This window comes from Halomonas alkalicola (assembly GCF_030704205.1).
GTDB classification, from domain to species: Bacteria; Pseudomonadota; Gammaproteobacteria; order Pseudomonadales; family Halomonadaceae; genus Halomonas; species Halomonas alkalicola.
Map to the genome: position 1 here is coordinate 1,321,051 of NZ_CP131913.1, position 20,167 is coordinate 1,341,217.

Sequence of the window (20,167 nt, forward strand, 5' to 3'; positions counted from 1 at the left end):
TATAACTATGGATTGGGAATGCCCGATCGGCAAGGGGCCTCGGCGAATGCGTCGGGGCCTTTTGTTTTCAGGGATATACCTTCAGCCCCCAGCCGCGGACCTGTCCAGCACGGCTGCGCCGAAATTTGGTCTCCAAGATCTCGAATGCCCGATTTGGTTGATCCGGGTTCAGCAGATGGCGACCGATGGGACGGGCGACCATATCGGCCAGCTGCAAACCAGCCGAATTCACCTTCTTGCTGGCCATGACGATATCCAAAGTTTCTTCCAGCCCCTCCATACGTGATCGATCTTTGATTCGTCTAAACTCAAGCTCCAGAGCTTGATCCTCTTGCAGCCCCCTCTGCTCAAAAACCACATGGGTTAGCTGGCCACGTTGTCCGCGACTCTGCAATTCCATGAAGACACGCTCCAGGCCAAACTCCATCGCAACATGATAAGGATTTCCATCAACACCATGTTTCTTTGAAAACTCTTCTTTCATGATGCAGCTAGCCACCAGAGTAAAAGGGGATTTTTCTATAATAGCAGAAAGGTCTCCCATGAAGTCACGCCTGACATTAGGATTGAGAAGGATATCAAATGGCTTTCTTGATTTCCGGATCTCCGCCTCATGGAGGACCACCATGTCATGACCGAAGTAGCGAAACTTCAGCTCCTGCATTTTCGGCACAATCTTTGTCAGGTAATCTTGCTTGTGGATGATACAAAATGCCAACACGAACACTGGATAATCAGGATTAATGTTCCTCAGGCCATGATCACCACTCTCATCCACATAAACAATATACTCTCCGACATCACCCATCATTCAGCTCCATCCCTGCCCTCTCCTCCTTCCCCTCCAGCGGCGGCGCTGACCTGTCGATCCTGCCACTCACCATAAGTCAGCCCACTACCCTCCGTCTTCCAGGAGATGCGCCCATTGGCGCTGCGGCCGGACACCACAGCGGCGGCGGCGCTGGGGCTGCTGAAGCTCTGGTCCTCGTTGAAGACCCGCGTGCCATCGCTTTCCACCAGCACCCCGTCCTCGCAGAGCTGGTTATAGAGGCTCTGGTAGCCGCGCTCGGTGCCGACCCAGCTGCCCCGGGCCAGGGAGCCCTTGAAGACGTAGAACTCGCCGTCGATCTCCTGGCCGGTGGCGCGGATGCCGTGCCGCGGCACCTCCAGGGTGAAGCGCGGCGAGGCCTCGGGCTCTGCTACTGGGGTCCCCTCTGGCACCCGCGAAGGGCGCGAGGTCTCGCGCAGGAAGTCGAAGCCGAGCACCGGCAGTACGGTACGGATCTGCTCCATGAAGAACGCCATATCGGCGCGGTCCGACTCGGGCAGGTTGATGTACTCGTGGGCGGTGCCGTTGATCAGCTTGCAGCGGCCCACCTGGCCGGCGCTCTGGATCAGCAGGCTCTCCAGGTACTTCACATGGGCCTTGGTGAGGTTCTGATCCTTGCTGGTGACCAGGCAGACCTTCTCCCAGAAGTCCTTGCCGCCCCTCTCCTCCGGGCGGTTGTGCTGCTTCAACCGGGTGCCGACGTCGTCGCTCTCGCCGATGTAGACCAGCGGACGCAGGCTGTTGTCGGGGTCGGGGCCGACCAGGAAGTAGATCCCGGTCCGACCGCACTCCGGGCGCTGCACCAGCTCGCTGAGCTTGCTGCGCGGCCCGGTGAGCACATGGCCGGTCCAGTTCATGATCTCGGCGGTAAGCAGGCCGTTGGGCGTGCCGTCCACCAGAAAGAGCCGGATGCTGCGTCCTTGGGTCATACCGTCTCCGCTTAGGTGGCCTCAGTATGGGCCGTTGAGGTTGCCAGTGTATGCTGCCTTCACGGGCCAAGCCCGAGCTTCCCTCGAGCCGGAGCAGCACTTTGGCAGCAGGCTGCTGCCTCACACATGGATCCCATATGTAAGGATAACACCCCCGGATTTACACAAAGATTCCTGTATATCAATTTCAGCCACCGTGCCTTACATGGCCGATGATACGGTCAGTCATGAGCGGAACAGCTGCATGTACCGCTCGAAAACGAAGATCCGGTTGCGCTGGTAGCCGGTGATCTCACTCAGCATGTTGTCCTCGACCATCTTGTTGAGCAGAGCAGAGGCGGTCTGGTGGGTCACACCCAGCAAATCACTGACCTGGCCGGCCGTTACCGCCGGGCGCCTGTAAAGATGCTTGAGCAGCTTCTGAACGTTCTCAGCCCGCTTCCCGTAGCCGAATGCCAGATGGTCCATCTGCTGGCGCAGCGCCAGGATGCCCTCGAAGGTGGCCTTGCCCTTGCCAGCCGTCTCGATGATGGCCGACAGGAAGAACTTGACCCAGTGCACCATGTCGTTCGACATCCTTACCCGAGTCAAGGCGTCGTAGTAGCTGGCGCGGTTGCGCTCGAAGAAGTCAGACAGATACAGCGAAGGCTTGCGCAGCAGTCCCTTGCTGACCAGGTAAAGTGCGATCAGCAGCCGGCCAATGCGGCCGTTACCGTCGAGGAAGGGGTGAATGGTCTCGAACTGGTAGTGGCTGATGGCGATCCTGATCAGTTCAGGAACGCTGACATTGTCGTTGTGCCAGAAGAGCTCCAGATCTCCCATCAACGCCGGCACTTCATCGGGATGAGGCGGAATGAAGGCGGCATCGGCCAGACTGCTGCCGCCGATCCAGTTCTGGCTGATACGAAATTCACCTGGTGACTTGTGCTCACCACGCACCCCCTGCATCAGGATGGCGTGGGTGTGCTTGAGCAGCCGATTGGACAGCGGCAAATGCTCCAACTCTTCGACCGCCTCGTTGATCGCCTGGACATAGTTCTGCACCTCCTGCCAGTCATCGCGCTTTTCGGGCGCCAGTTGGCTGCTGTCCAGCACCGCCTCGTCCATTTCAGTCTGGGTGCCTTCAATGCGAGACGAGTTGTTGGCCTCCTTGGTGATATGCATCTGAATGAAAAGGTCCACATCCGGCACGATCAGTGTGAAGGCATCGAGCTCGGCCAGGGCTCGAGAAGCCCGCTCCAGAAGAGTGTTGATCTGAGGGTCTTCCCAGCTCCACTCACGGTTCACTGTGACCGGGCTGAAGCTCTTGTACTGGTACTGCGGCACCCAACGTCCGGCCTGAAAAGTTTCAAACTTCATCGATAGCCTCCTTGCCTTAGCCGTAGGTGGCCCGCGTCTCAGCGGCCATCAATATCTCAGGCTGCTCAGATTGTTGATCGGCTTGCCAGCCACGGACATCGATTTTGCCGGTGACGGCGGCGGAGATCAGGGCGGAGCGACGTTCATTCAATAGCTCCATAGCGTGTTTAGCTTGACTCACTAGCTCTTCAAGCAACGAACTTTCTTTAGTAAGCCAGGCCACGATTTCGCCTTGTTCTTCCGGGTCTGGTAGCAAAATTTGAAGATCACCAAGAATGGACATGTTCAGGCCCTCCATGGTGGAGCCTTGAGCAGATTCTTGGAGACTCCTCTGATAATGCTGGCTCATCACTAAGAGGCGTATGAAGTCAGGGTTAACCCTGCGGAAAAACCTGTAGCGAACCAAACGAGGGTTTATAATTCCCGGCTCAACTTCTGGAGGAACAACCGCAACCTTCCCAACAGTTCCCATCACCGAGAATAGCACATCGCCAGGATAAACCTGGTATCGAATCATCTCCTCAAATTTTTCTTGGGGAATGTAGTAATCACCTGATGAAAAGTCATTTGGTATAACTTGCTGCTGACCATAAACCCTATAACCTGACGTGGTATACATTGCTTTGGTCAATGATGCTCCATAAGGCCCAGCAACCTTTTCTATTGCTAGATTTTTAGGGGGTGCCACCTCCCAATGCGCCGGCACTTCCCCCAACCACTCCACCCCGGAGTCCTTCATCGGCACATCGGGGTCCAGCCCCTTGGTGACGGCATGGGAGATCACCGCCTGGCGCTTCTCCTTGAGCAGTTCGATCAGACGCTGCTGCTCCTCCACCAAGGCGTCGATGCGGGCGGTTTCGTGGTCGAGAAAGGAAGTGATGGAGGCTTGCTCACATAGAGGAGGCGCTGTCACCAAGAGATCAGCCACATCTTCAAGTGAGAGCTGAATCTTCGTCCCGCCATAACCTTGAGAGGACAAATAGTTTTTCCCGACATCCGACAACGTCACATAGGCAACCCAGCCAGGCAACAGCCTTTTTTTGAAAAGTCTTGCAAGGGCAACATGTTGACTGACATACGCCGTCTCAATGTCATCTGAGACCACAGCAACTGAACCAAGGTAGGCAGTAATCGAGAAAAGCACATCACCCGGCTTGACCTTGGTGCGCTCACCCTCTGAACCCACTGGGACATTGACACGCTGCAGGTCGGCCAAATCCAGATGGATATGATCTCGGGTCAAATTTCCAATGCGGATAAATGCCGCTCCGTCATCCGCGTAATGTGATGCCCAACCCCGAGACCCACTTGTAAGTAATTCCAGGTCACGCTTGATGGGAAATATATCCCAATGCGCCGGCACCTCACCCAGCCACTCGACGCAGGAATCCTTGTATTGGGGGTACTTCGGGAAGCTCATGCCGACAGCTCCTCGATCATCTGCTTGATCCGGTCGGTGCAGGCCTTGAGGTCGGCGTCGATCTCCTCCAGCGGTCGTGGCGGAGTGAACTGGTAGAAGTGACGGTTGAAGGGGATCTCGAAGCCGACGATACCGATGCGGCCGTCCAGCGGGTCGCGCTTCTCCTCATCGATCCAGGCGTCGGGGACGTGGGGCTTCACCTCGCGCTCGAAGTAGTCGAACACGGATTCGCCCAGCGGCACGTTCTCGTTGTCGCGCAGGCCGCTGTCGGGCTCCGGGTTGCCCTTCTTGTCGAGGCAGATGTCGGCCTCCGGGTCGCGCTCGGAGAGGGCGCTGAGAATCGCCTTCTGCACCGGGGCGCCGACCTTGAGGCCAGCCTCCTGGAGGGCGGCCTTCAGAGCCTTGGTAAAGGCGTCGCGGTTGGTGAAGACCTGCTCCGGATCCAGGGTCGCGCAGGCGGCCTTGATCACCTCGCGCTCGGCATCAGTGAGCTTCTGCAGCGGCTTCTCGTCATCGAGCCGGGCCAGGCGCTCGGGGCTGGCCTGAAAGTTGAGGCGCAGCGGGCGCTCCACGGTGATGCGTCGGTAGCCGAAGGCCTCCACCGGGAACAGCTTGCTCTCCTCGCTCTCCTGGCAGGCGCCGTAGAGGCGCACGATCTCCTCGATGTCGCGGTCGGCGACGAACTGGCGCTTGCTGCCCAGCGACTTGCGCATCTTGCTGGCCCGGCCGGTGGCGTTGATCAGCTGCACCTGGGCGCGACGCTCGGCGGGCTTGTGGTTGGAGAGGATCCACACATAGGTAGCGATGCCGGTGTTGTAGAAGAGATCGGTGGGCAGGCCGACGATGGCCTCCACCAGGTCGTGCTGCAGCAGGTAGCGGCGGATCTCCGACTCCCCGCTGCCGGCGCCGCCGGTGAACAGCGGCGAGCCGTTGAGGATGATGCCGATACGCGAGCCGCCCTCCTGGCGGGGGCGCATCTTGCTCACCAGGTGCATCAAAAACAGCAGCGAGCCGTCGGAGACCCGCGGCAGGCCAGGGCCGAAGCGGCCGTCGTAGCCCTTGTGGTTGTGCTCGTCGGTGACCTGCTTCTGCACTTTCTTCCACTCCACGCCGAAGGGCGGGTTGGAGAGCATGAAGTCGAAGTGCTCGCCGGGGAGCTGGTCATCGGAGAGGGTGTTGCCGAGCTTGATCTGCTCCACCGCCTGGCCCTTGATCAGCATGTCGGCCTTGCAGATGGCGTAGGACTCGGGGTTGAGCTCCTGGCCGTGCAGCGAGACGGTGACGTCGCGGCTGACCTGCTGGATGTACTCGTCGCTCTCGGAGAGGAAGCCGCCGGTGCCCGCCGTCGGGTCGTAGACGGTGACGATGCGGTGGGGGCGCAGCTTGTCGTCCTGGCCGGTGAGCACCAGCGAGGTGGTCAGGTGGACGATGTCCCGCGGGGTGAAGTGCTCCCCCGCCGTCTCGTTGGAGCTCTCGGCGAACTTGCGGATCAGCTCCTCGAACACCAGGCCCATGCCGTAGTTGGAGAGCCTCTGCGGGCTCATGTCGATGGCGGCGAAGCGCTGCACCACCTGGTAGAGCAGGTTGTTAGCGGCCAGCTGCTGGACGAAGCCCTCGAACTCGAAGTGCTCGAAGATCTCCCGGGCGTCCTGGCTGAACGACTGCACGTAGCTCATCAGGTCGTCGGCGGTCTGGGTGTCGGAGAGGCTGCCCAGGGTCAACGGCGAGGCATTGAAGAAGGGCTGGACGGCGGCGCGCAGCAGCAGCTTCTCGCGCACGGCGTCGGGCTTGGCCTGGTGCTCCCGGGCGGCACTCAGCACGTCGGCCTTGGTGGGCTCCAGCACGCACTCCAGCACGCACTCCAGGCGCCGCAGCAGGGTAAAGGGCAGGATGATGCGGCCGTACTGGGACTGCTTGAAATCGCCGCGCAGCAGATCCGCCACGGACCAGATGAAGGCCGCCAGCTGAGAGTGACTCTCCGTGTTCACGATGCTTCCCCGCGTTCTTGGTACTGATGGTAATAAGTGCGAACCATCATACACAGCGAGGGGGTAACCAACGAGATGACTAACAGCCAGAATGGTGGGCCCAGTAGGACTTGAACCTACGACCAAGGGATTATGAGTCCCCTGCTCTAACCAACTGAGCTATAGGCCCTTTCAGAGGAAGGTGCGCGAGCGCGCCGGCGTATGATAGCGAATGGCGCTGAAGGTGGCCATAGCCCGCGCGCCGCTCGCGGCCTCCATGGCACCTTCTCCCTCCGCCGTGGTCTTCCTTGAGCCCGCCCCTTCTGGAGATCCGCCGGTGCCTCTTCGTTTGCTTGCCTTCTCGCTTGCTCGTCCTCTTTTGCGGTCTTCCGCCCTGGTCGCCCTGCTGGTTGCGCCCCTGGCTGCCCTTCCGGCGGCGGCAGCGGCCGCCTGGGAACTGGATCCCGCCCAGTCGCGGGTTGCGGCCACCGTGGTGCAGATCGCCCCGGAAGGCCCCATTCCCCGCCTGCACGAGGTGCGTCGGCTGAGCGGTACCACCGAGGCGGACGGCACTCTGGTGCTGCCGCTGCGGCTGGCCCAGAGCGACGTGATCGAGCGAATGGGGCCGCTTCCGCCCTGGCTCTCGGGCTTCACCGAGCGCCCCATGGCCACCCTGACCACCCGCTTCCCCCCGCAGCGCCTGGAGCGCCTGCCCGTGGGCGAATCGCTGGTGGAGGTGCTGATGCTCTCGGTGCAGTCCGGCAACCGCACCCGCAGCGAGCCCCTGGCGGTGCGCTTCACTCGGGAATCGCCTGCGCGGGTGCGGGTCACCAACGCCGAGCGGGTGGCGCTGGACGGCCGCGAGCTGATGGCCGACCCGACGCTGCGCTCGGTGCTGCTGCTGCTGCTGCTCGGCTACGAGCAGATCGGCGACGAGGTGCCGGTGAACCTGGATGCGGTGCTGGTGAGACGCTGATTCGCTACTCCGCCCTTGGGTCACGCCCCATCAGGTACTCGGCCAGCGCCTGATAGGCGGGCAGCGAGGTCGCGTCATTGGCCGCGTTTCCCGCCACCGGGTGGGAGGCGAAACGCACGATGACCATGCGGGCGGTGGGGTCGATGTAGATCGTCTGGCCATGCACGCCCCGGGCGGCGAAGGCGCCATGCTCGTTGTGCAGCACCCACCACATGCCACGGTAGCTGCCGCCGGGCAGGTTCGCGTAGCCGGCCCGGGCGAAGGCGTCGCGGTCGCCGCCCTGGCGGATGCGCTCGACCGCTGCCTCGGGGAAGAGCCGCTTACCATCGAGCTCGCCGCCATCCAGCACCAGCTGGCCTAGTCGCGCCAGGTCGCGCAGGCCGGCGCTCAGCCCTCCGCCGGCGAAGGGCGTACCGATGGCGTCCACGGTGAAGTAGGCATCCTGCTCGGCGCCCATGGGCTGCCAGAAGCGCTCGCTGACCAGGTCCGCCACCGAGCGGCCGGCGGTGCGGGCGATGATCCACCCCAGGGCATCGGAGTTCACGGTACGGTAGCCGAAGGCCTCGCCGTGGGTGCCGTCGGGCTGCACCGTGGCCAGGAACTCGTAGTAGCTGCGCGGCCCTTCGTAGTCGTCGGGCTTGGGCAACGGGCTTGCCGCCGCATTGTAGGTCCAGATCTCCGCCTCCGGGTCGGCGTAGTCCTCGCTGAAGTCGAGCCCGGTGGTCATCTCCATGACCTGCTGCACGGTCGCGTTGCCGAAGGCGCTCTCCTCAAGCTCCGGCAGGATCTCCGCCACCAGGGCCGTCTCGTCCAGCGCCCCCTCGGCCATCAGGATCTCGGCCAGGAGCCCCGTCACCGACTTGGTCACCGACATGGCGCCGTGCACGCCGGCCTCGTCCAGACAGCCCGCGTAACGCTCGTGGACCACCCGCCCCTCGTGCAACACCAGAAGGCCGTCGGTGTAGTTGGCGTCGAAGGCCGCCTCCCAGGTCATCGGCTCGCCGCCCCCCAGCGGGGTGAAGGTGACCGCATCGATGTTCGGATCCAGGGCATAGGGCAAGGCTCGCGGCGCCTCGAGGCCGCGACTCACCCGCCGTGTCGGCAGCAGCTCGCGAAAATGACACACCGTCCAGCGCAGCTTGGGAAAGCTGAAGTAGTCGCTGTCGGGCTGGCCGATGATCTTCTCGGAAGGCGGCGGGAAGCCCTGCATCCAGCCGAGCGCCACCGGATCGGACTCCGCCGCCGTGAGCAGCGGTGCGGCCGCCGCCGGCAGCGCCATGCCCGCCATCGCAAGGGCGGCGACCAGCGCCCGGCGCCCTAGCCGCGCAGGCCGCTGACGCCCCGATATTCCAGACCCCGCGTTCGCTGACATGACACTCGCTCCTGTCTCGAGGTGATGGAGCGAGTCTTGTCCAGAACGAGGCCGCGGGCAACGCCGCCGCGATGAAGCGAATCGCCCCCGGCAGCACCTCAGCCGAGCGGCTCGCCTTCCATCAGCGCCCCGGTTTGCACCCGCCATTGGGCGGCGTAGCGGCCATCGGCCTCGAGCAACTGCGCATGGGTGCCGCGCTCCACCACCCGGCCACCCTCGATCACCACGATCTCGTCGGCGTGGACGATGGTGGAGAGGCGGTGGGCGATCATGATCACGGTGCGGCCGTGGGCGATCTTGCGCAGGGAGCGCTGGATGGCGGCCTCGGTCTCGTTGTCCACGGCGCTGGTGGCCTCGTCCAGCACCAGGATGGGCGGGTCCTTGAGCAGCGCCCGGGCAAGCGACAGCCGCTGGCGCTGGCCGCCGGAGAGGCGAATGCCCCGCTCCCCCACCGAGGTGTCGAGCCCCTGGGGCAACGCCTGGATGAACTCCCACGCCTCGGCGGTGCGTGCCGCCTCGATGATGGCCTCCTCCGAGGCGTCCGGCTTGCCGTAGGCGATATTGTCGCGAATCGAGCCCTCGAACAGGTAGACGTCCTGGCTCACCAGGCCGACGGCGCCACGCAGCGAGGCGAGGCTTACCTGATCGATTGGCTGGCCGTCGATCAGCACCCGCCCGGCGCTGGGGTCGTAGAAGCGCAGCAGCAGCTTGATCAGGGTCGACTTGCCGGAGCCGGTGGCCCCCACCAGGGCCAGCGTATGGCCGGCGGGCACCTGCAGGCTGATGTTCTCCACACCGACCTCGCTTGCCGCATAGCGAAAGCTCACCCCCTCGAAGCTCACCTCGCCGCGCAGGGGCTCGGCCAGGGGGGCGTCATGGTTGTCACGCACGGTGATCGGCACCGCCAGCAGGTCGAGGATGCGCCGGGTGCTGGCCATGGCCCGCTCGAACAGGTCGATCACCTCGGCCAGGCCCGTCAGCGGCCAGAGCAGGCGCTGGGTGAGGAACACCAGCACCCCGTAGGCGCCCACGTTGAGGTCACCGCGCAGGGCGAGCATGCCACCCACGGTGAAGGTGGCCAGGAAACCGGCGAGGATCGCCATGCGGATCACCGGGATGAAGGCGGAGCTGACGCGGATCGCCCGGCGGTTGGCCTCCACGTAGGCCTCGCTCACCTCGCGCAGCCGCGCCGCCTCCCGGGCCTCGCTGGTGAAGCTCTTGATGGTAGCGATGCCGGCCAGGTTGTTGGAGAGCCGGCTGGCGAGATCCCCCACCTTCTCGCGCACGTCGGCGTAGAGCGGGCCGGCCTTGCGCTGGAAGAAGAAGGCGCCCCAGATGATCAGTGGGATGGGAGTGAAGGCGAGCAGCGCGATCAGCGGCGAGATCACGAAGAAGACCGCGCCCACCGCCACCACGGTGACGCCCACCTGGATCAGCGAGTTGGCGCCGCCGTCCAGGAAGCGTTCCAGCTGGTTGACGTCGTCGTTCATGGTGGCCACCAGCTGCCCCGAGCTCTTCGACTCGAAGTAGGCCATGTCAAGGCGCTGGGCGTGCTCGTAGGTGTCCAGGCGCATGTCGGCCTGGAGCCGCTGGGCCAGGTTGCGCCACAGAATCTTGTAGAGGTATTCGAAGATCGATTCGCCGGCCCAGATGAAGAAGGTCAGGATCGCCAGCACGAAGATCTGCTCCTGGGGCGTGGTGAAGCCCAGCCGCGCCACGAAGCTGCGCTCCTGGTTGACCACCACGTCGATGGCCACGCCGATCAGGATCTCCGGGGCGATATCGAAGATCTTGTTGATGATCGAGCAGCTGGTGGCGGCGATGATGCGCCGCCGATAGCCCCGGGCGTAGCGCAGCAGGCGCACCAGCGCCTGGAAGCTGTTGGGTGAGGCACTGGCGGATAAGGCGGAGATGGTCATGAGGCGTCCTTGTGCTTAGCCAGCGAAGCATAGCCGAGGGCGCCCGCCCCCGGCCAATGCCCTGGCAGCCTGGTCCAACGGTGCGTTTCGTTCTCGGCAACGCGCTGTTCCACCACCGTCGCTGTTCGACAGGGAACTTCCGGGCCTAGAATCCTCCTCGCAACTGAGAATCAAACTCATTCAAGAGGACGTCATGCTTCGCTCACTCCCGCCTCGCCTTGCCCAGCCCTTCCCCTCCAAGGCACTGGCTAGCGCCATCGCCCTGGCCGCCGCTGCCGCCCTACCCGCCCAGGCCCAGGCCGAGGAGAGCGCTCGCCTGGAGAACATCGTGGTCACCGCCGCCGGCTTCGAGCAGGCGCTGCGCGATGCGCCGGCCAGCATCTCGGTGGTCACCCGGGAGGAGCTTGAGCGCAAGCGCTTCTCCAATATCGGCGAGGCGATCGCCGACGTGCCCGGGGTCGACGTGCGCTCCGGCACCGGCAAGACCGGCGGGCTCAACGTCAGCATTCGCGGCATGCCGGCGTCCTATACCCTGATCCTGATCGACGGCCGGCGCCAGAACGCCTCCGGCGACGTGACCCCCAACGGCTTCGGCGAGACCGGCACCAGCTTTATTCCGCCGCTCTCCGCCATCGAGCGCATCGAGGTGATCCGCGGGCCCATGTCGACCCTCTACGGCTCCGACGCCATGGGCGGGGTGATCAATATCATCACCCGCCGGGTGGCCAGTGAGTGGAGCGGCTCTGTCGCCGTGGACACCACCTTCCAGCAGGACCGCGACGCGGGGAACTCCCAGACTCTCAACCTCTATGCCGCAGGCCCCCTGGTGGAGGAGCGCCTCGGGCTGCAGCTGCGCGGCCGCCTTTATGACCGCGACGCCTCCGAGCGCCTCATCGAAGGCCCTGCCGACAGCACCCCAGGCCGCGACCCTCGTCCCAGCGAGGCGCGCATCTACTCCATCGGCGGCCGTCTCAACGCCACCCCGGACGAGACGAACGAGCTGTGGCTGGACCGGGAGCGCTCCCGGCAGGTCTACGACAACGCGGACGGCAGGCTGGGCAACCTGGACACCCCGGAGCGAGTCTTCGGCTACGAGGATGAGCTGCGCTTCAACCGCGACCAGGTGGCTATCGGCCACACCGCACGGCTGCCGGCGGGCACCCTGGAGAGCAGCCTGACCCACAGCACCACCGAGACCCTGGGCCGCACCCTACCGGCGGGCAGCGCGCCCGACTTCGGCTACGAAGCCGAGGGCGGCGAGCCACGCCTGCTGGAGAACCGCGATATCACCCTCGATACGAAATTCGTGATGCCGCTGGGCGACCATATGCTGACCCTGGGCGGCCAGGCCATCGATTCCCGGCTGGAGGATGGCGCCGCGGGCAACCAGGTCTTCCGCCAGGACAGCTGGGCGCTGTTTGCCGAGAACGAGTGGTGGCTTGCCGAGGACCTGGCCCTGACCCTGGGCGGGCGCTACGAGAACCACGACGCCTTCGGCGGCCACTTCAGCCCCCGCGGCTATCTGGTGTGGAGCGCAAGCGACGACTGGACCCTCAAGGGCGGCGTCAGCCGCGGCTACAAGACGCCGACTCTCAACCAGCTTCACGACGGCGTGACCGGCTTCACCGCTCAGGGCCAGACCGTGACCATCGGCTCGCCGGATCTCAAGCCGGAGAAGAGTACCAACTATGAGCTGGGCGCCAGCTATGACAGCGGCGAGGGGCTCACGGCGAGCGCCACCGCCTTCCATACCCGCTTCACCGACCGCATCGCCGACGCCGCGGACATCCCCAACTGTCAATATGAGGTGAATGGCACCACCCCCAACGCCGACCTGGCCAACTGCTTGAGCGTGGGCAACTTCACCGCCCAAGAGAGCTTCGGCCAGTTGGTCAATATCGACCGCGCCGAGACCCAGGGCATCGAGCTCAGCGCCCGGATGGAACTGACTCCCTCCTGGTACCTGAGCGGCGGCTATACCTTCACGGAGACCGAGATCACCTCCGGCGAGAACGAGGGACTGCAGCTGACCAATGCGCCCAAGCACAAGCTGACCGCCGGGGTCACCTGGCAGATCAGCGACCGTTGGAGCACAAGCCTGGACGGCGAGTATTACTCATCCCGGGAGCGTTTCTCCGGCGGCCTGCCGGACTCGGGCCAGAACCTCGCGCTCCTCGAGCAGGTGGGCAACAAGCTGGACGGCTACGAGCTCTTCCATCTGCGCAGCTCCTACCAGCTGGCACAGAACGTGCGCCTGACCGGCACCGTCTACAACCTCCTCGACAAGGACTTCGGCCGCGCCGACAGCTACGAGTGGCAGGGTGACACCTACCAGGCCTACCGCTTCACCCAGACCGGACGCTCCACCGACGGCGTGGCCCTGGACGGCCGCAGCTTCTGGCTCTCCGCCAGCTACGACTTCTAGGCCGCCTGGCGCCCGGCAGCGCTGTCGCCCGACGGCACTGTTTCGATCCTGATCTTCGCCCCGGCACCGCCGGGGCTTTCACATGCCCATGGCGACCCATGAGACACAGACTCAATTGTTAATGATTTTCATCCGCATGGTTAGCTGGCATACTGCGCTGGTCAAGGACACCTGCCATGAGTCGCTTCCATGCACGACTTCGATGAACTGATCGCCTTCGCCTCCATCATGGCCTCCGGCAGCCTGACCCGCAGCGCTCGTGAGCTGGGGCTCGCCAAGTCGACCCTGAGCCGGCGCGTCAGCCAGCTGGAGAGCCGCCTGGGCCAGCCGCTGCTGCGCCGCCAGGCCAACCGGCTGATCCCCACCGAGGCCGGCCTGCTGTTCCATGACCACTGCCGCGAGATGCTCGCCCTGGCCGAGCGCAGCCGAACGGCCCTGGACGAGCTGCGCCAGGAGGTCAGCGGCGAGCTCTGCGTGACGGTGCACTGCGCCCTGGCCCGCTGCTGGCTGGCGCCGACCCTGGACGCCTTCCTCGCCCGCCATCCCGGCATCGCGCTGACCCTGCAGACGGGCGATGCGCCCTGCACCGGCCCGGAGAGCCAGGGCGTGCACGTCTGGCTGGGCGAGGTGCCGGAATCGGGGCTGCGTCAGGAGCCGCTGGGCGCACTGACCCGCGGCCTGCATGCCCACCCCGACTACCTGGCCCGCCATGGCGCACCCGAACATCCCCGCGAGCTGGCCGGCCATGCCTGGATCGACCTGCTGGGCACCAGCCGTGAGGGCCTGACCCTGCACCACCCCGACCAGGCACCCTTTCACTTCCTACCGCCCGTCTCGCGGCTGAGGGTCGACCTGCCGGTGCTGCATATGGACGCCATCAGTCGCGGCCAGGGCATCGGCCTGCTACCCCACTGGATGGTCGAGCGCCACGCGCATCACCACCCGGGCCAGCTCGTGGCCTGCCTGCCGGCGTGGCAGCCCGCCCCGCTGCCGATCACCCTGCTCTATCCCTTTGGCCACCAGCCACGCCGGGTGACCGCCCTGCTCGACTGCCTGCGCCAGGCGGTGCCCAGCGCCTGGCAGCCCCCCGCCAGGGCGGCCTGAGCCCTCGAGAGAGAGGCGCCGGCGCTTGCCAGCCCACCCGGCGATTCAGGACAATGGGCCGCCCCGCCCCACGAGGACCTCTCGATGATCGCCGAACTCTTCGCCGTGATGGCCCCGGTGCTGGCCGGCGCCGGCCTGGGCTACACCTGGATTCGCCTGGGCCAGCCCTACCCGGTGGAGTTCGTCACCCGCCTGGTCTTCAATATCGGCACCCCGGCGCTGATCATCGCTTCGCTTGCCAATGCCCAGATCGACGCCGGCAGCGTCGGGCGCACCATGCTGGCCACCGCCCTGGTGATGATCGCCATGGCCGCCGCGACCCCGCTGATGGCGCGGCTGCTCCGGCGAGACTGGCGGGTGGTGCTCCCCCCCATGATGTACCCCAACACCGGCAACATGGGCCTGCCGGTGGTGCTCTACGCCTTCGGCAGCGCCGGCTTCGCCTTCGGCATCACGGTGATGGTCACGGTGTCGCTGTTCCAGTTCACCGTGGGCTCGGTCATGGCGAGCCAGGGCAACGCGCTGAAGACCCTGGCGCGCACCCCCACCGTCTACGCCATCGTGATCTCGCTGGCGCTGCTGCTCACCGACACCTCGCTGCCGCGCTGGCTCGACAACAGCGTCGACCTGATCTCCGGCTTCACCGTGCCGCTGATGCTGATCACCCTGGGGGTCTCCCTGGCCAGCATCCAGGTCAGGAGCCTCAAGTCCGGGGTCGGCTTCAGCCTGGTGCGCATCCCGGTGGCGGCGGGGCTGGCCTGGGGCATCGGCGCCCTGCTGGGGCTGCCCCCGCTGGCCCAGAGCATCCTGGTGCTGCAGATGAGCATGCCGGTGGCGGTCTTCAACTACCTGTTCGCCCAGAAGGCCGGCCGCGAACCCGCCTACGTGGCCAGCCTGGTGTTCTGTTCAACCCTGCTGGCGCTCTTCTATCTGCCCCTGCTGCTGGCCTGGCTGATGTAGCGCCATCGAGCGGGCCGGCGTCGCCAGATGGCGACAGGGAACGCGCCCGCCGCCGAAAAGTCCCTATGCTGGTAGATGCCTCATCATTCGATGAACGAGCCAACGAGGGGAGAACACGATGCCTGCACCACTTCGCAGACTGCCTGCCGCCCTGCTGCTGGGGGGGCTGGCCGTCGGCGGCCAGGCGCTGGCCGCCGAGACCCTGCCCGAGACAGTCGTCGAGCGGATCGAGACCGAGCACCATGACCTGCGCCTGGAGCGCGTGGCCACCGGGTTCGAACACCCCTGGGCCGTGGCCCAGCTGCCCGATGGCAGCTTCCTGGTCAGCGAACGCCCCGGCCGCCTGGCCCACGTCAGCGAGTCGGGCGAGATCTCCCACCTGGAAGGCGTGCCCGAGGTCAACGCCCGCGGCCAGGGCGGCCTGCTCGACGTGGTGCTGCATCCCGACTATGGCACGGGCGACGGCGAGCACGACTGGGTCTACTTCACCTGGAGCCAGGCCGGCAGCGACGGCACCGCCACCACCCTCTCCCGGGCGCGCCTGGGCGACGGCGCCCTGACCGATGTCGAGGAGCTCTTCGTCCAGGACCGCTTCTCCGGCCCCGGCCGCCACTACGGCTCGCGCCTGGCCTGGCTGCCCGACGGCACCCTGCTGATGAGCATCGGCGACCGCGGCAGCCAGCCGCCCCGGGCCCAGGACAAGGGCGACCATGCCGGCAGCGTGCTGCGCCTCACCGAGACCGGCGGCGTGCCGGACGACAACCCCTTCCTGGATGACGGCGACGCCCTGGAGGCGCTCTTCAGCATCGGCAACCGCAATATCCAGGGCATGACCGTCACCGCCGACGGCCGCGTCTGGGCCACCGAGCACGGCCCGCTGGGCGGCGACGAGCTCAACCTGATCGAGGGCGGCGAGAACTACGGCTGGCCCGAGGTGAGCCTGGGCGTGGACTACTCCACCCGGCAGCCCATCGGTGCGGACTCCCTGCCCGGGATGCGCGATCCGGTGCACGTCTTCGACGGCACCCAAGCCCCCTCGGGGCTCGCTGAGGTAACGAGCGAGCACTTTCCCGAATGGCAGGGCAACCTGCTGGCCGGCGGCCTGCGCAGCGAGTTGCTCAAGCGCCTGGTGCTGGAGGGCGACGGCATGGCCGAGAGCGAGGTGATCCTCGACGGCGAGATCGGCCGCATCCGCGACGTCCGCCAGGGCCGCGACGGCGCCCTCTACCTGCTCGACGACGACGCCCGCGGCAGCCTCTACCGGCTGGTGCCGGCGGACTGACATCGCACCGGGCATCGGCCCGGCACTTCCATCACCGGCCCCGCTGCTGCCGCGGCGGGGCCGGCCTGCGCCAGCCACGGGACCCAGCATGCGACTGCGCAACCTGATCATCCTCACCGTCATCGTGCCGCTGTTCCTGATCCTGGTGGTCTTCAGCCTGGTGGCGATCCACTCGCTGGAGGACAACGTCCGCTCCAAGCTGCAGACCGAGGTCCAGATCATCACCCATGCCATCGGCACCTCCCTGGGCTACGCCATGGCCCGCGACTCGCCGGAATCCCTGGAGGAGTCGCTGCATGCGGCCTTCTCCTTCCACCGCATCTACGGGGCCTACGTGTTCGACCGCGAGGGCCAGGAGATCTACGGCCTGGGGCTCGGCGAGTCGCTGTTCGAACCCGCGGAGATCCGCGAGGTGGTGGAGGCCGGCGAACCCACCGGCGACTACCGCCAGCACGATGGCTGGACCTACTACTCGGCGCTGATGCCGCTGACCACCCCGGACGGCGAGCTGCGCGGCGTGCTGCAGGTCAACCGGCTCAATACCGGCATCGAGAACTACACCGGCTTCCTGACCCTGGTGGCCGGCCTGGCCTTCCTGATCGGCTCCACCGGCATCGTGCTGGGCATCTGGTGGGGCTTCCGGCGCCATATCGAGCGCCCCATCAACCGCCTGCTGGAGGTGATGGCCCGGGTCGAGGGGGGCGACCGCGAGCAGCGCGCTGCGCCCCGCGGGCCGGAGGAGTACCGCCGCCTGGCGGTAGCCCTCAACGGCATGCTCGACGCCATGGCCGAGAAGGATGCCGACATCGAGGCGCGCCGCCTCAACGAGATCGCCCTCGAGAAGCGCCTGCGCAAGTCCCGCAAGCTGGCCGAGCTTGGCGTGCTGGCCGCCGGCGTGGCCCACGAGATCGGCGCGCCGCTCACGGTGATCAACGGCCAGGCCCAGCGCCTGGCCCGCCGCGAGGTGATCGGCGAGGATGAACGCGCCCGGCTCGGGCGTATCCGCGGCGAGGTGGCGCGCATCGTCGAGATCGTGCGCCAGCTGATGGAGCTGGGGCGGCGCCACAACGTCGAGAAGGAGTGGGTCCGCCTGGACGCCCTGGTGGAGGGGGCCCGCCAGCTGGTGGAGGAGGAGCTGGAGCAGGGCGGCATCCGCCTGGACACCGAGCTCCCCCCCCAGGCCCCCGCGGCTGCTGGCCAACGGCCAGCAGCTGACCCAGGTGCTCACCAACCTGCTGCGCAATGCCGCCCAGGCCGAGGGCACCCGCCGCGTCAGGCTAAGCGCCGAGTCCCGTGGCGATCAGCTGCACCTGAGGCTCGAGGATGACGGCAGCGGCATCCGCGAGGCCGACAAGTCCCAGGTCTTCGATCCCTTCTTCACCACCAAGCCGGTGGGCCAGGGGAGCGGCCTCGGCCTCTCCATGGTCCACCGCATCGTCAACGACCATGGCGGTACCATCGGGGTGTTCGACAGCGAGCTCGGCGGTGCCGGGTTCGCCATCACCCTGCCGCTGGAGGACCTTCTGGAAACGGGAGAGAACGAGGCCGTTACCCCCAACCACTCGGCAACGCGAGGACGCCAATCGTGACCCCCAAGGACGCCGTGCCCCCCTGCCCGATCCTCATCGTCGAGGACGATCCCGCCATCCTGGAGCTGCTCGAGGAGGAGCTCCAGGAGGCCGGCCACGCCACCCTGGGCGCTGCCAGCGCCGAGGAGGCCCTCGCCACCCTCAGCCACAGCCCGGTGGCCCTAGTGATCAGCGATGTGCGCCTGCCCGGCATGAGCGGCCTGGCCCTGCTGGAGCAGCTGCGCACCGAGAACAGCACCCTCGGCTTCATCGTCATCACCGCCTTCGGCACCATCGACCAGGCAGTGGAGGCGCTCAAGCTCGGCGCCGATGACTTCCTGACCAAGCCGCTGGACCTGGAGAACGTCCGCGAGGCGGTATTCCGGGTGCTGGAGCACCGCCGCCTGGCCGAGCGCTTCCAGCGCGACGCGCCGCCCGGCCACTTCCACGGCATCGTCGGCGGGAGCGAGCCGATGCAGGCGCTGTTCCACGACGCCGCCCGGCTGGCGAAGAGCGATGCGCCGATCCTGGTGCTCGGCGAGAGCGGCACCGGCAAGGAGCTGCTGGCCCGGGCGATACACGCCGAGAGCCCGCGCGCCGAGGGCCCCTTCGTGGCGGTCAACTGCGCCAGCATCCCCGGCGAGCTGATGGAGAGCGAGTTCTTCGGCCATGTGAAGGGCGCCTTCACCGGCGCCAGCGACCATCGCCAGGGGCTGTTCCAGTCGGCCCGGGGCGGCAGCCTGTTCCTCGACGAGATCGGCGAGATGTCGCCGGAGCTGCAGGCCAAGCTGCTGCGCGCCCTGCAGGAGAAGACCGTGCGACCGGTGGGCGGCGAGCGGGAGGAGCCGGTGGACGTGCGCATCATCGCCGCCACCCACCGCGACCTGGAGCAGGCCATCGAGACGGGCCACTTCCGCAGCGACCTCTTCTATCGCCTGGAGACCTTCTCGCTGCGTATTCCCCCGCTGCGCGAGCGGGAGGGCGACCTGGAGCGGCTGATCACGGCGCTGATCGACAAGCACGCCGACGCCCAGCAGAAGCGCATCGAGGGCATCGAGCCCGCTGCCCTGCAGGCGCTGCTCGCCTATGGCTACCCGGGCAACGTGCGCGAACTGGAGAACGCCATCATGCGCGCGGTGACCCTGGCCGATTCGGGCGAGATTCGCCACGCCGACCTGCCCGAGCGCCTGCGCGAGCAGGCCCAGGCATCCCGCCGCGAGAGCGGCGAGGTCGTGGCCGGCAGCCTGGCCCCCAGCACGCCGCAGCAGGCCTGGCCAAGCCTCGAGGAGGTCGAGAAGCGTTATATCCGCAAGGTGCTGGACGCCACCGGCGGCAACAAGCGCCGCACCGCCGACATCCTGGGCATCGCCCGACGCACCCTCTATCGCCGCCTCGACGACGGCTGAATGCGACCGGGAGACAGACAGAACGAACCAGACAGGCAAAAAACCGACAGGCAGAAAAAACCCCTGCACCTGGCAGGGGTTGAAGGGCGCGGTCCGGCTTCCGATGCCGAGGGGATAGGAGAGAGCATCGGCCGGCCGCGCCGGGGAACACCACCATGACGGGCCTTACTCCTGCGGCATCTCCCACTCGTCATCCTCGCCGCCGGGCTGGGCCGCATCCGGCTGGGCCGCACCCGGCTCGCCGTTGGGCATGGGCTTGGCGCCGCTGCCGAAGCCGGGTTCGTCAGTCGCGCCGCCCGGCTCCGCCGGTGCCATGGGGTCACCCCCCGCCGGATCGGCCGCCGGGTCATTGATGGGATCGCTCACGGAGTCGACACCGGGGTCGGCGGGCTGGGCACCCGGATCGGCAGGCTGAGTGGCCGGATCTGCGGGCTGGGTGGCCGCCGGGTCGCCGGCCGCAGGGTCGCCTGCCGCAGGATCGCCTGCCGCAGGATCGCCTGCCGCAGGATCGCCTGCCGCAGGGTCATGCATATCGGCGAAGGCCAGCGGGCTGGCCAGCAGGCCGACAGAGACACCGAGAACGCCCAGTTTCTTCAACAGCTCCTGTGACATCATGCTTCGCTCCTTTCCTTTCGGATCATCCTTCGTCGT

At 66.1% G+C, this 20,167-nt stretch carries 16 protein-coding genes and 1 tRNA gene; 8 read left to right on the plus strand and 9 right to left on the minus strand.

Annotation, left to right across the window (positions count from 1 at the left end; genetic code table 11):
- Positions 1 to 67: 67 nt before the first annotated feature.
- The 6 genes from B6N23_RS06265 to B6N23_RS06290 all read right to left on the minus strand — a co-directional run bounded on the left by B6N23_RS06265 (position 68) and on the right by B6N23_RS06290 (position 6,694).
- Positions 68 to 811: a DUF3800 domain-containing protein gene (locus B6N23_RS06265; RefSeq protein WP_305502918.1), complete on the minus strand. Its 744-nt coding sequence runs from the start codon at positions 809 to 811 to the stop codon at positions 68 to 70.
- Positions 808 to 1,758, minus strand: a complete 951-nt coding sequence (locus B6N23_RS06270; RefSeq protein WP_305502920.1) for a GIY-YIG nuclease family protein — start codon at positions 1,756 to 1,758, stop codon at positions 808 to 810. The genes B6N23_RS06265 and B6N23_RS06270 overlap by 4 nt, the downstream gene beginning before the upstream one ends.
- A 225-nt stretch (positions 1,759 to 1,983) precedes the next feature.
- Entirely contained in the window at positions 1,984 to 3,117 is a 1,134-nt protein-coding gene (locus B6N23_RS06275) for a Fic family protein (RefSeq protein ID WP_305502923.1), read from the minus strand.
- Positions 3,118 to 3,133: 16 nt separating this feature from the next.
- On the minus strand, positions 3,134 to 4,537 hold the full coding sequence (locus tag B6N23_RS06280) for a restriction endonuclease subunit S (protein WP_305502925.1): 1,404 nt from the start codon (positions 4,535 to 4,537) through the stop codon (positions 3,134 to 3,136).
- Positions 4,534 to 6,525: a type I restriction-modification system subunit M gene (locus tag B6N23_RS06285; protein ID WP_305502927.1), complete on the minus strand. Its 1,992-nt coding sequence runs from the start codon at positions 6,523 to 6,525 to the stop codon at positions 4,534 to 4,536. Before B6N23_RS06285 ends, B6N23_RS06280 begins: the two co-directional genes overlap by 4 nt.
- 92 nt (positions 6,526 to 6,617) lie before the next feature.
- Positions 6,618 to 6,694: transfer RNA gene (locus B6N23_RS06290), tRNA-Ile, on the minus strand.
- 147 nt (positions 6,695 to 6,841) lie between these two features.
- On the opposite strand from B6N23_RS06290, the gene B6N23_RS06295 reads away from it, so the two are divergent.
- Entirely contained in the window at positions 6,842 to 7,480 is a 639-nt protein-coding gene (locus B6N23_RS06295; protein WP_305502929.1) for a hypothetical protein, read from the plus strand.
- 4 nt (positions 7,481 to 7,484) lie between these two features.
- On the opposite strand, the gene B6N23_RS06300 is transcribed toward B6N23_RS06295, so the two are convergent.
- Positions 7,485 to 8,852 (minus strand): serine hydrolase domain-containing protein, encoded by a 1,368-nt coding sequence (locus tag B6N23_RS06300; protein ID WP_305502931.1) that lies wholly within the window; start codon positions 8,850 to 8,852, stop codon positions 7,485 to 7,487.
- A gap of 98 nt (positions 8,853 to 8,950) precedes the next feature.
- Positions 8,951 to 10,771, minus strand: a complete 1,821-nt coding sequence (locus tag B6N23_RS06305; RefSeq protein WP_305502934.1) for an ABC transporter ATP-binding protein — start codon at positions 10,769 to 10,771, stop codon at positions 8,951 to 8,953.
- Between the two features lie 193 nt (positions 10,772 to 10,964).
- On the opposite strand from B6N23_RS06305, the gene B6N23_RS06310 reads away from it, so the two are divergent.
- The 7 genes from B6N23_RS06310 to B6N23_RS06340 all read left to right on the plus strand — a co-directional run bounded on the left by B6N23_RS06310 (position 10,965) and on the right by B6N23_RS06340 (position 19,516).
- The gene (locus B6N23_RS06310; protein ID WP_305502936.1) at positions 10,965 to 13,196 is read left to right on the plus strand and encodes a TonB-dependent receptor domain-containing protein; all 2,232 of its coding nucleotides are present in this window, start codon (positions 10,965 to 10,967) and stop codon (positions 13,194 to 13,196) included.
- 189 nt (positions 13,197 to 13,385) lie between these two features.
- The gene (locus B6N23_RS06315) at positions 13,386 to 14,300 is read left to right on the plus strand and encodes a LysR family transcriptional regulator (RefSeq protein ID WP_305502937.1); all 915 of its coding nucleotides are present in this window, start codon (positions 13,386 to 13,388) and stop codon (positions 14,298 to 14,300) included.
- Positions 14,301 to 14,384: 84 nt separating this feature from the next.
- Positions 14,385 to 15,260 (plus strand): AEC family transporter, encoded by an 876-nt coding sequence (locus B6N23_RS06320; protein WP_305502939.1) that lies wholly within the window; start codon positions 14,385 to 14,387, stop codon positions 15,258 to 15,260.
- Between the two features lie 118 nt (positions 15,261 to 15,378).
- A complete protein-coding gene (locus B6N23_RS06325) occupies positions 15,379 to 16,542 on the plus strand; it encodes a PQQ-dependent sugar dehydrogenase (protein WP_305502941.1) in 1,164 nt (387 codons plus the stop codon).
- Positions 16,543 to 16,630: 88 nt separating this feature from the next.
- Positions 16,631 to 17,869, plus strand: a complete 1,239-nt coding sequence (locus B6N23_RS06330) for a histidine kinase dimerization/phospho-acceptor domain-containing protein (protein ID WP_305502943.1) — start codon at positions 16,631 to 16,633, stop codon at positions 17,867 to 17,869.
- On the plus strand, positions 17,763 to 18,131 hold the full coding sequence (locus B6N23_RS06335; RefSeq protein WP_305502946.1) for a sensor histidine kinase: 369 nt from the start codon (positions 17,763 to 17,765) through the stop codon (positions 18,129 to 18,131). The genes B6N23_RS06330 and B6N23_RS06335 overlap by 107 nt, the downstream gene beginning before the upstream one ends.
- The gene (locus B6N23_RS06340; RefSeq protein WP_305502948.1) at positions 18,128 to 19,516 is read left to right on the plus strand and encodes a sigma-54-dependent transcriptional regulator; all 1,389 of its coding nucleotides are present in this window, start codon (positions 18,128 to 18,130) and stop codon (positions 19,514 to 19,516) included. The genes B6N23_RS06335 and B6N23_RS06340 overlap by 4 nt, the downstream gene beginning before the upstream one ends.
- Positions 19,517 to 19,681: 165 nt before the next feature.
- Here the strand turns inward: B6N23_RS06340 and B6N23_RS06345 are convergent, their stop codons facing one another.
- Positions 19,682 to 20,131, minus strand: a complete 450-nt coding sequence (locus B6N23_RS06345) for a hypothetical protein (protein WP_305503951.1) — start codon at positions 20,129 to 20,131, stop codon at positions 19,682 to 19,684.
- Positions 20,132 to 20,167: the final 36 nt, after the last annotated feature.

Bases quoted from the DNA above. Each gene is read 5' to 3' on its own strand.
- B6N23_RS06310 (WP_305502936.1), top strand. From the start codon at position 10,965: ATGCTTCGCTCACTCCCGCCTCGCCTTGCCCAGCCCTTCCCCTCCAAG.
- B6N23_RS06325 (WP_305502941.1), top strand. From the start codon at position 15,379: ATGCCTGCACCACTTCGCAGACTGCCTGCCGCCCTGCTGCTGGGGGGG.
- B6N23_RS06300 (WP_305502931.1), bottom strand. From the start codon at position 8,852: ATGTCAGCGAACGCGGGGTCTGGAATATCGGGGCGTCAGCGGCCTGCG.
- B6N23_RS06280 (WP_305502925.1), bottom strand. From the start codon at position 4,537: ATGAGCTTCCCGAAGTACCCCCAATACAAGGATTCCTGCGTCGAGTGG.
- B6N23_RS06345 (WP_305503951.1), bottom strand. From the start codon at position 20,131: ATGATGTCACAGGAGCTGTTGAAGAAACTGGGCGTTCTCGGTGTCTCT.
- B6N23_RS06305 (WP_305502934.1), bottom strand. From the start codon at position 10,771: ATGACCATCTCCGCCTTATCCGCCAGTGCCTCACCCAACAGCTTCCAG.
- B6N23_RS06275 (WP_305502923.1), bottom strand. From the start codon at position 3,117: ATGAAGTTTGAAACTTTTCAGGCCGGACGTTGGGTGCCGCAGTACCAG.
- B6N23_RS06315 (WP_305502937.1), top strand. From the start codon at position 13,386: ATGCACGACTTCGATGAACTGATCGCCTTCGCCTCCATCATGGCCTCC.
- B6N23_RS06270 (WP_305502920.1), bottom strand. From the start codon at position 1,758: ATGACCCAAGGACGCAGCATCCGGCTCTTTCTGGTGGACGGCACGCCC.
- B6N23_RS06320 (WP_305502939.1), top strand. From the start codon at position 14,385: ATGATCGCCGAACTCTTCGCCGTGATGGCCCCGGTGCTGGCCGGCGCC.
- B6N23_RS06330 (WP_305502943.1), top strand. From the start codon at position 16,631: ATGCGACTGCGCAACCTGATCATCCTCACCGTCATCGTGCCGCTGTTC.
- B6N23_RS06265 (WP_305502918.1), bottom strand. From the start codon at position 811: ATGATGGGTGATGTCGGAGAGTATATTGTTTATGTGGATGAGAGTGGT.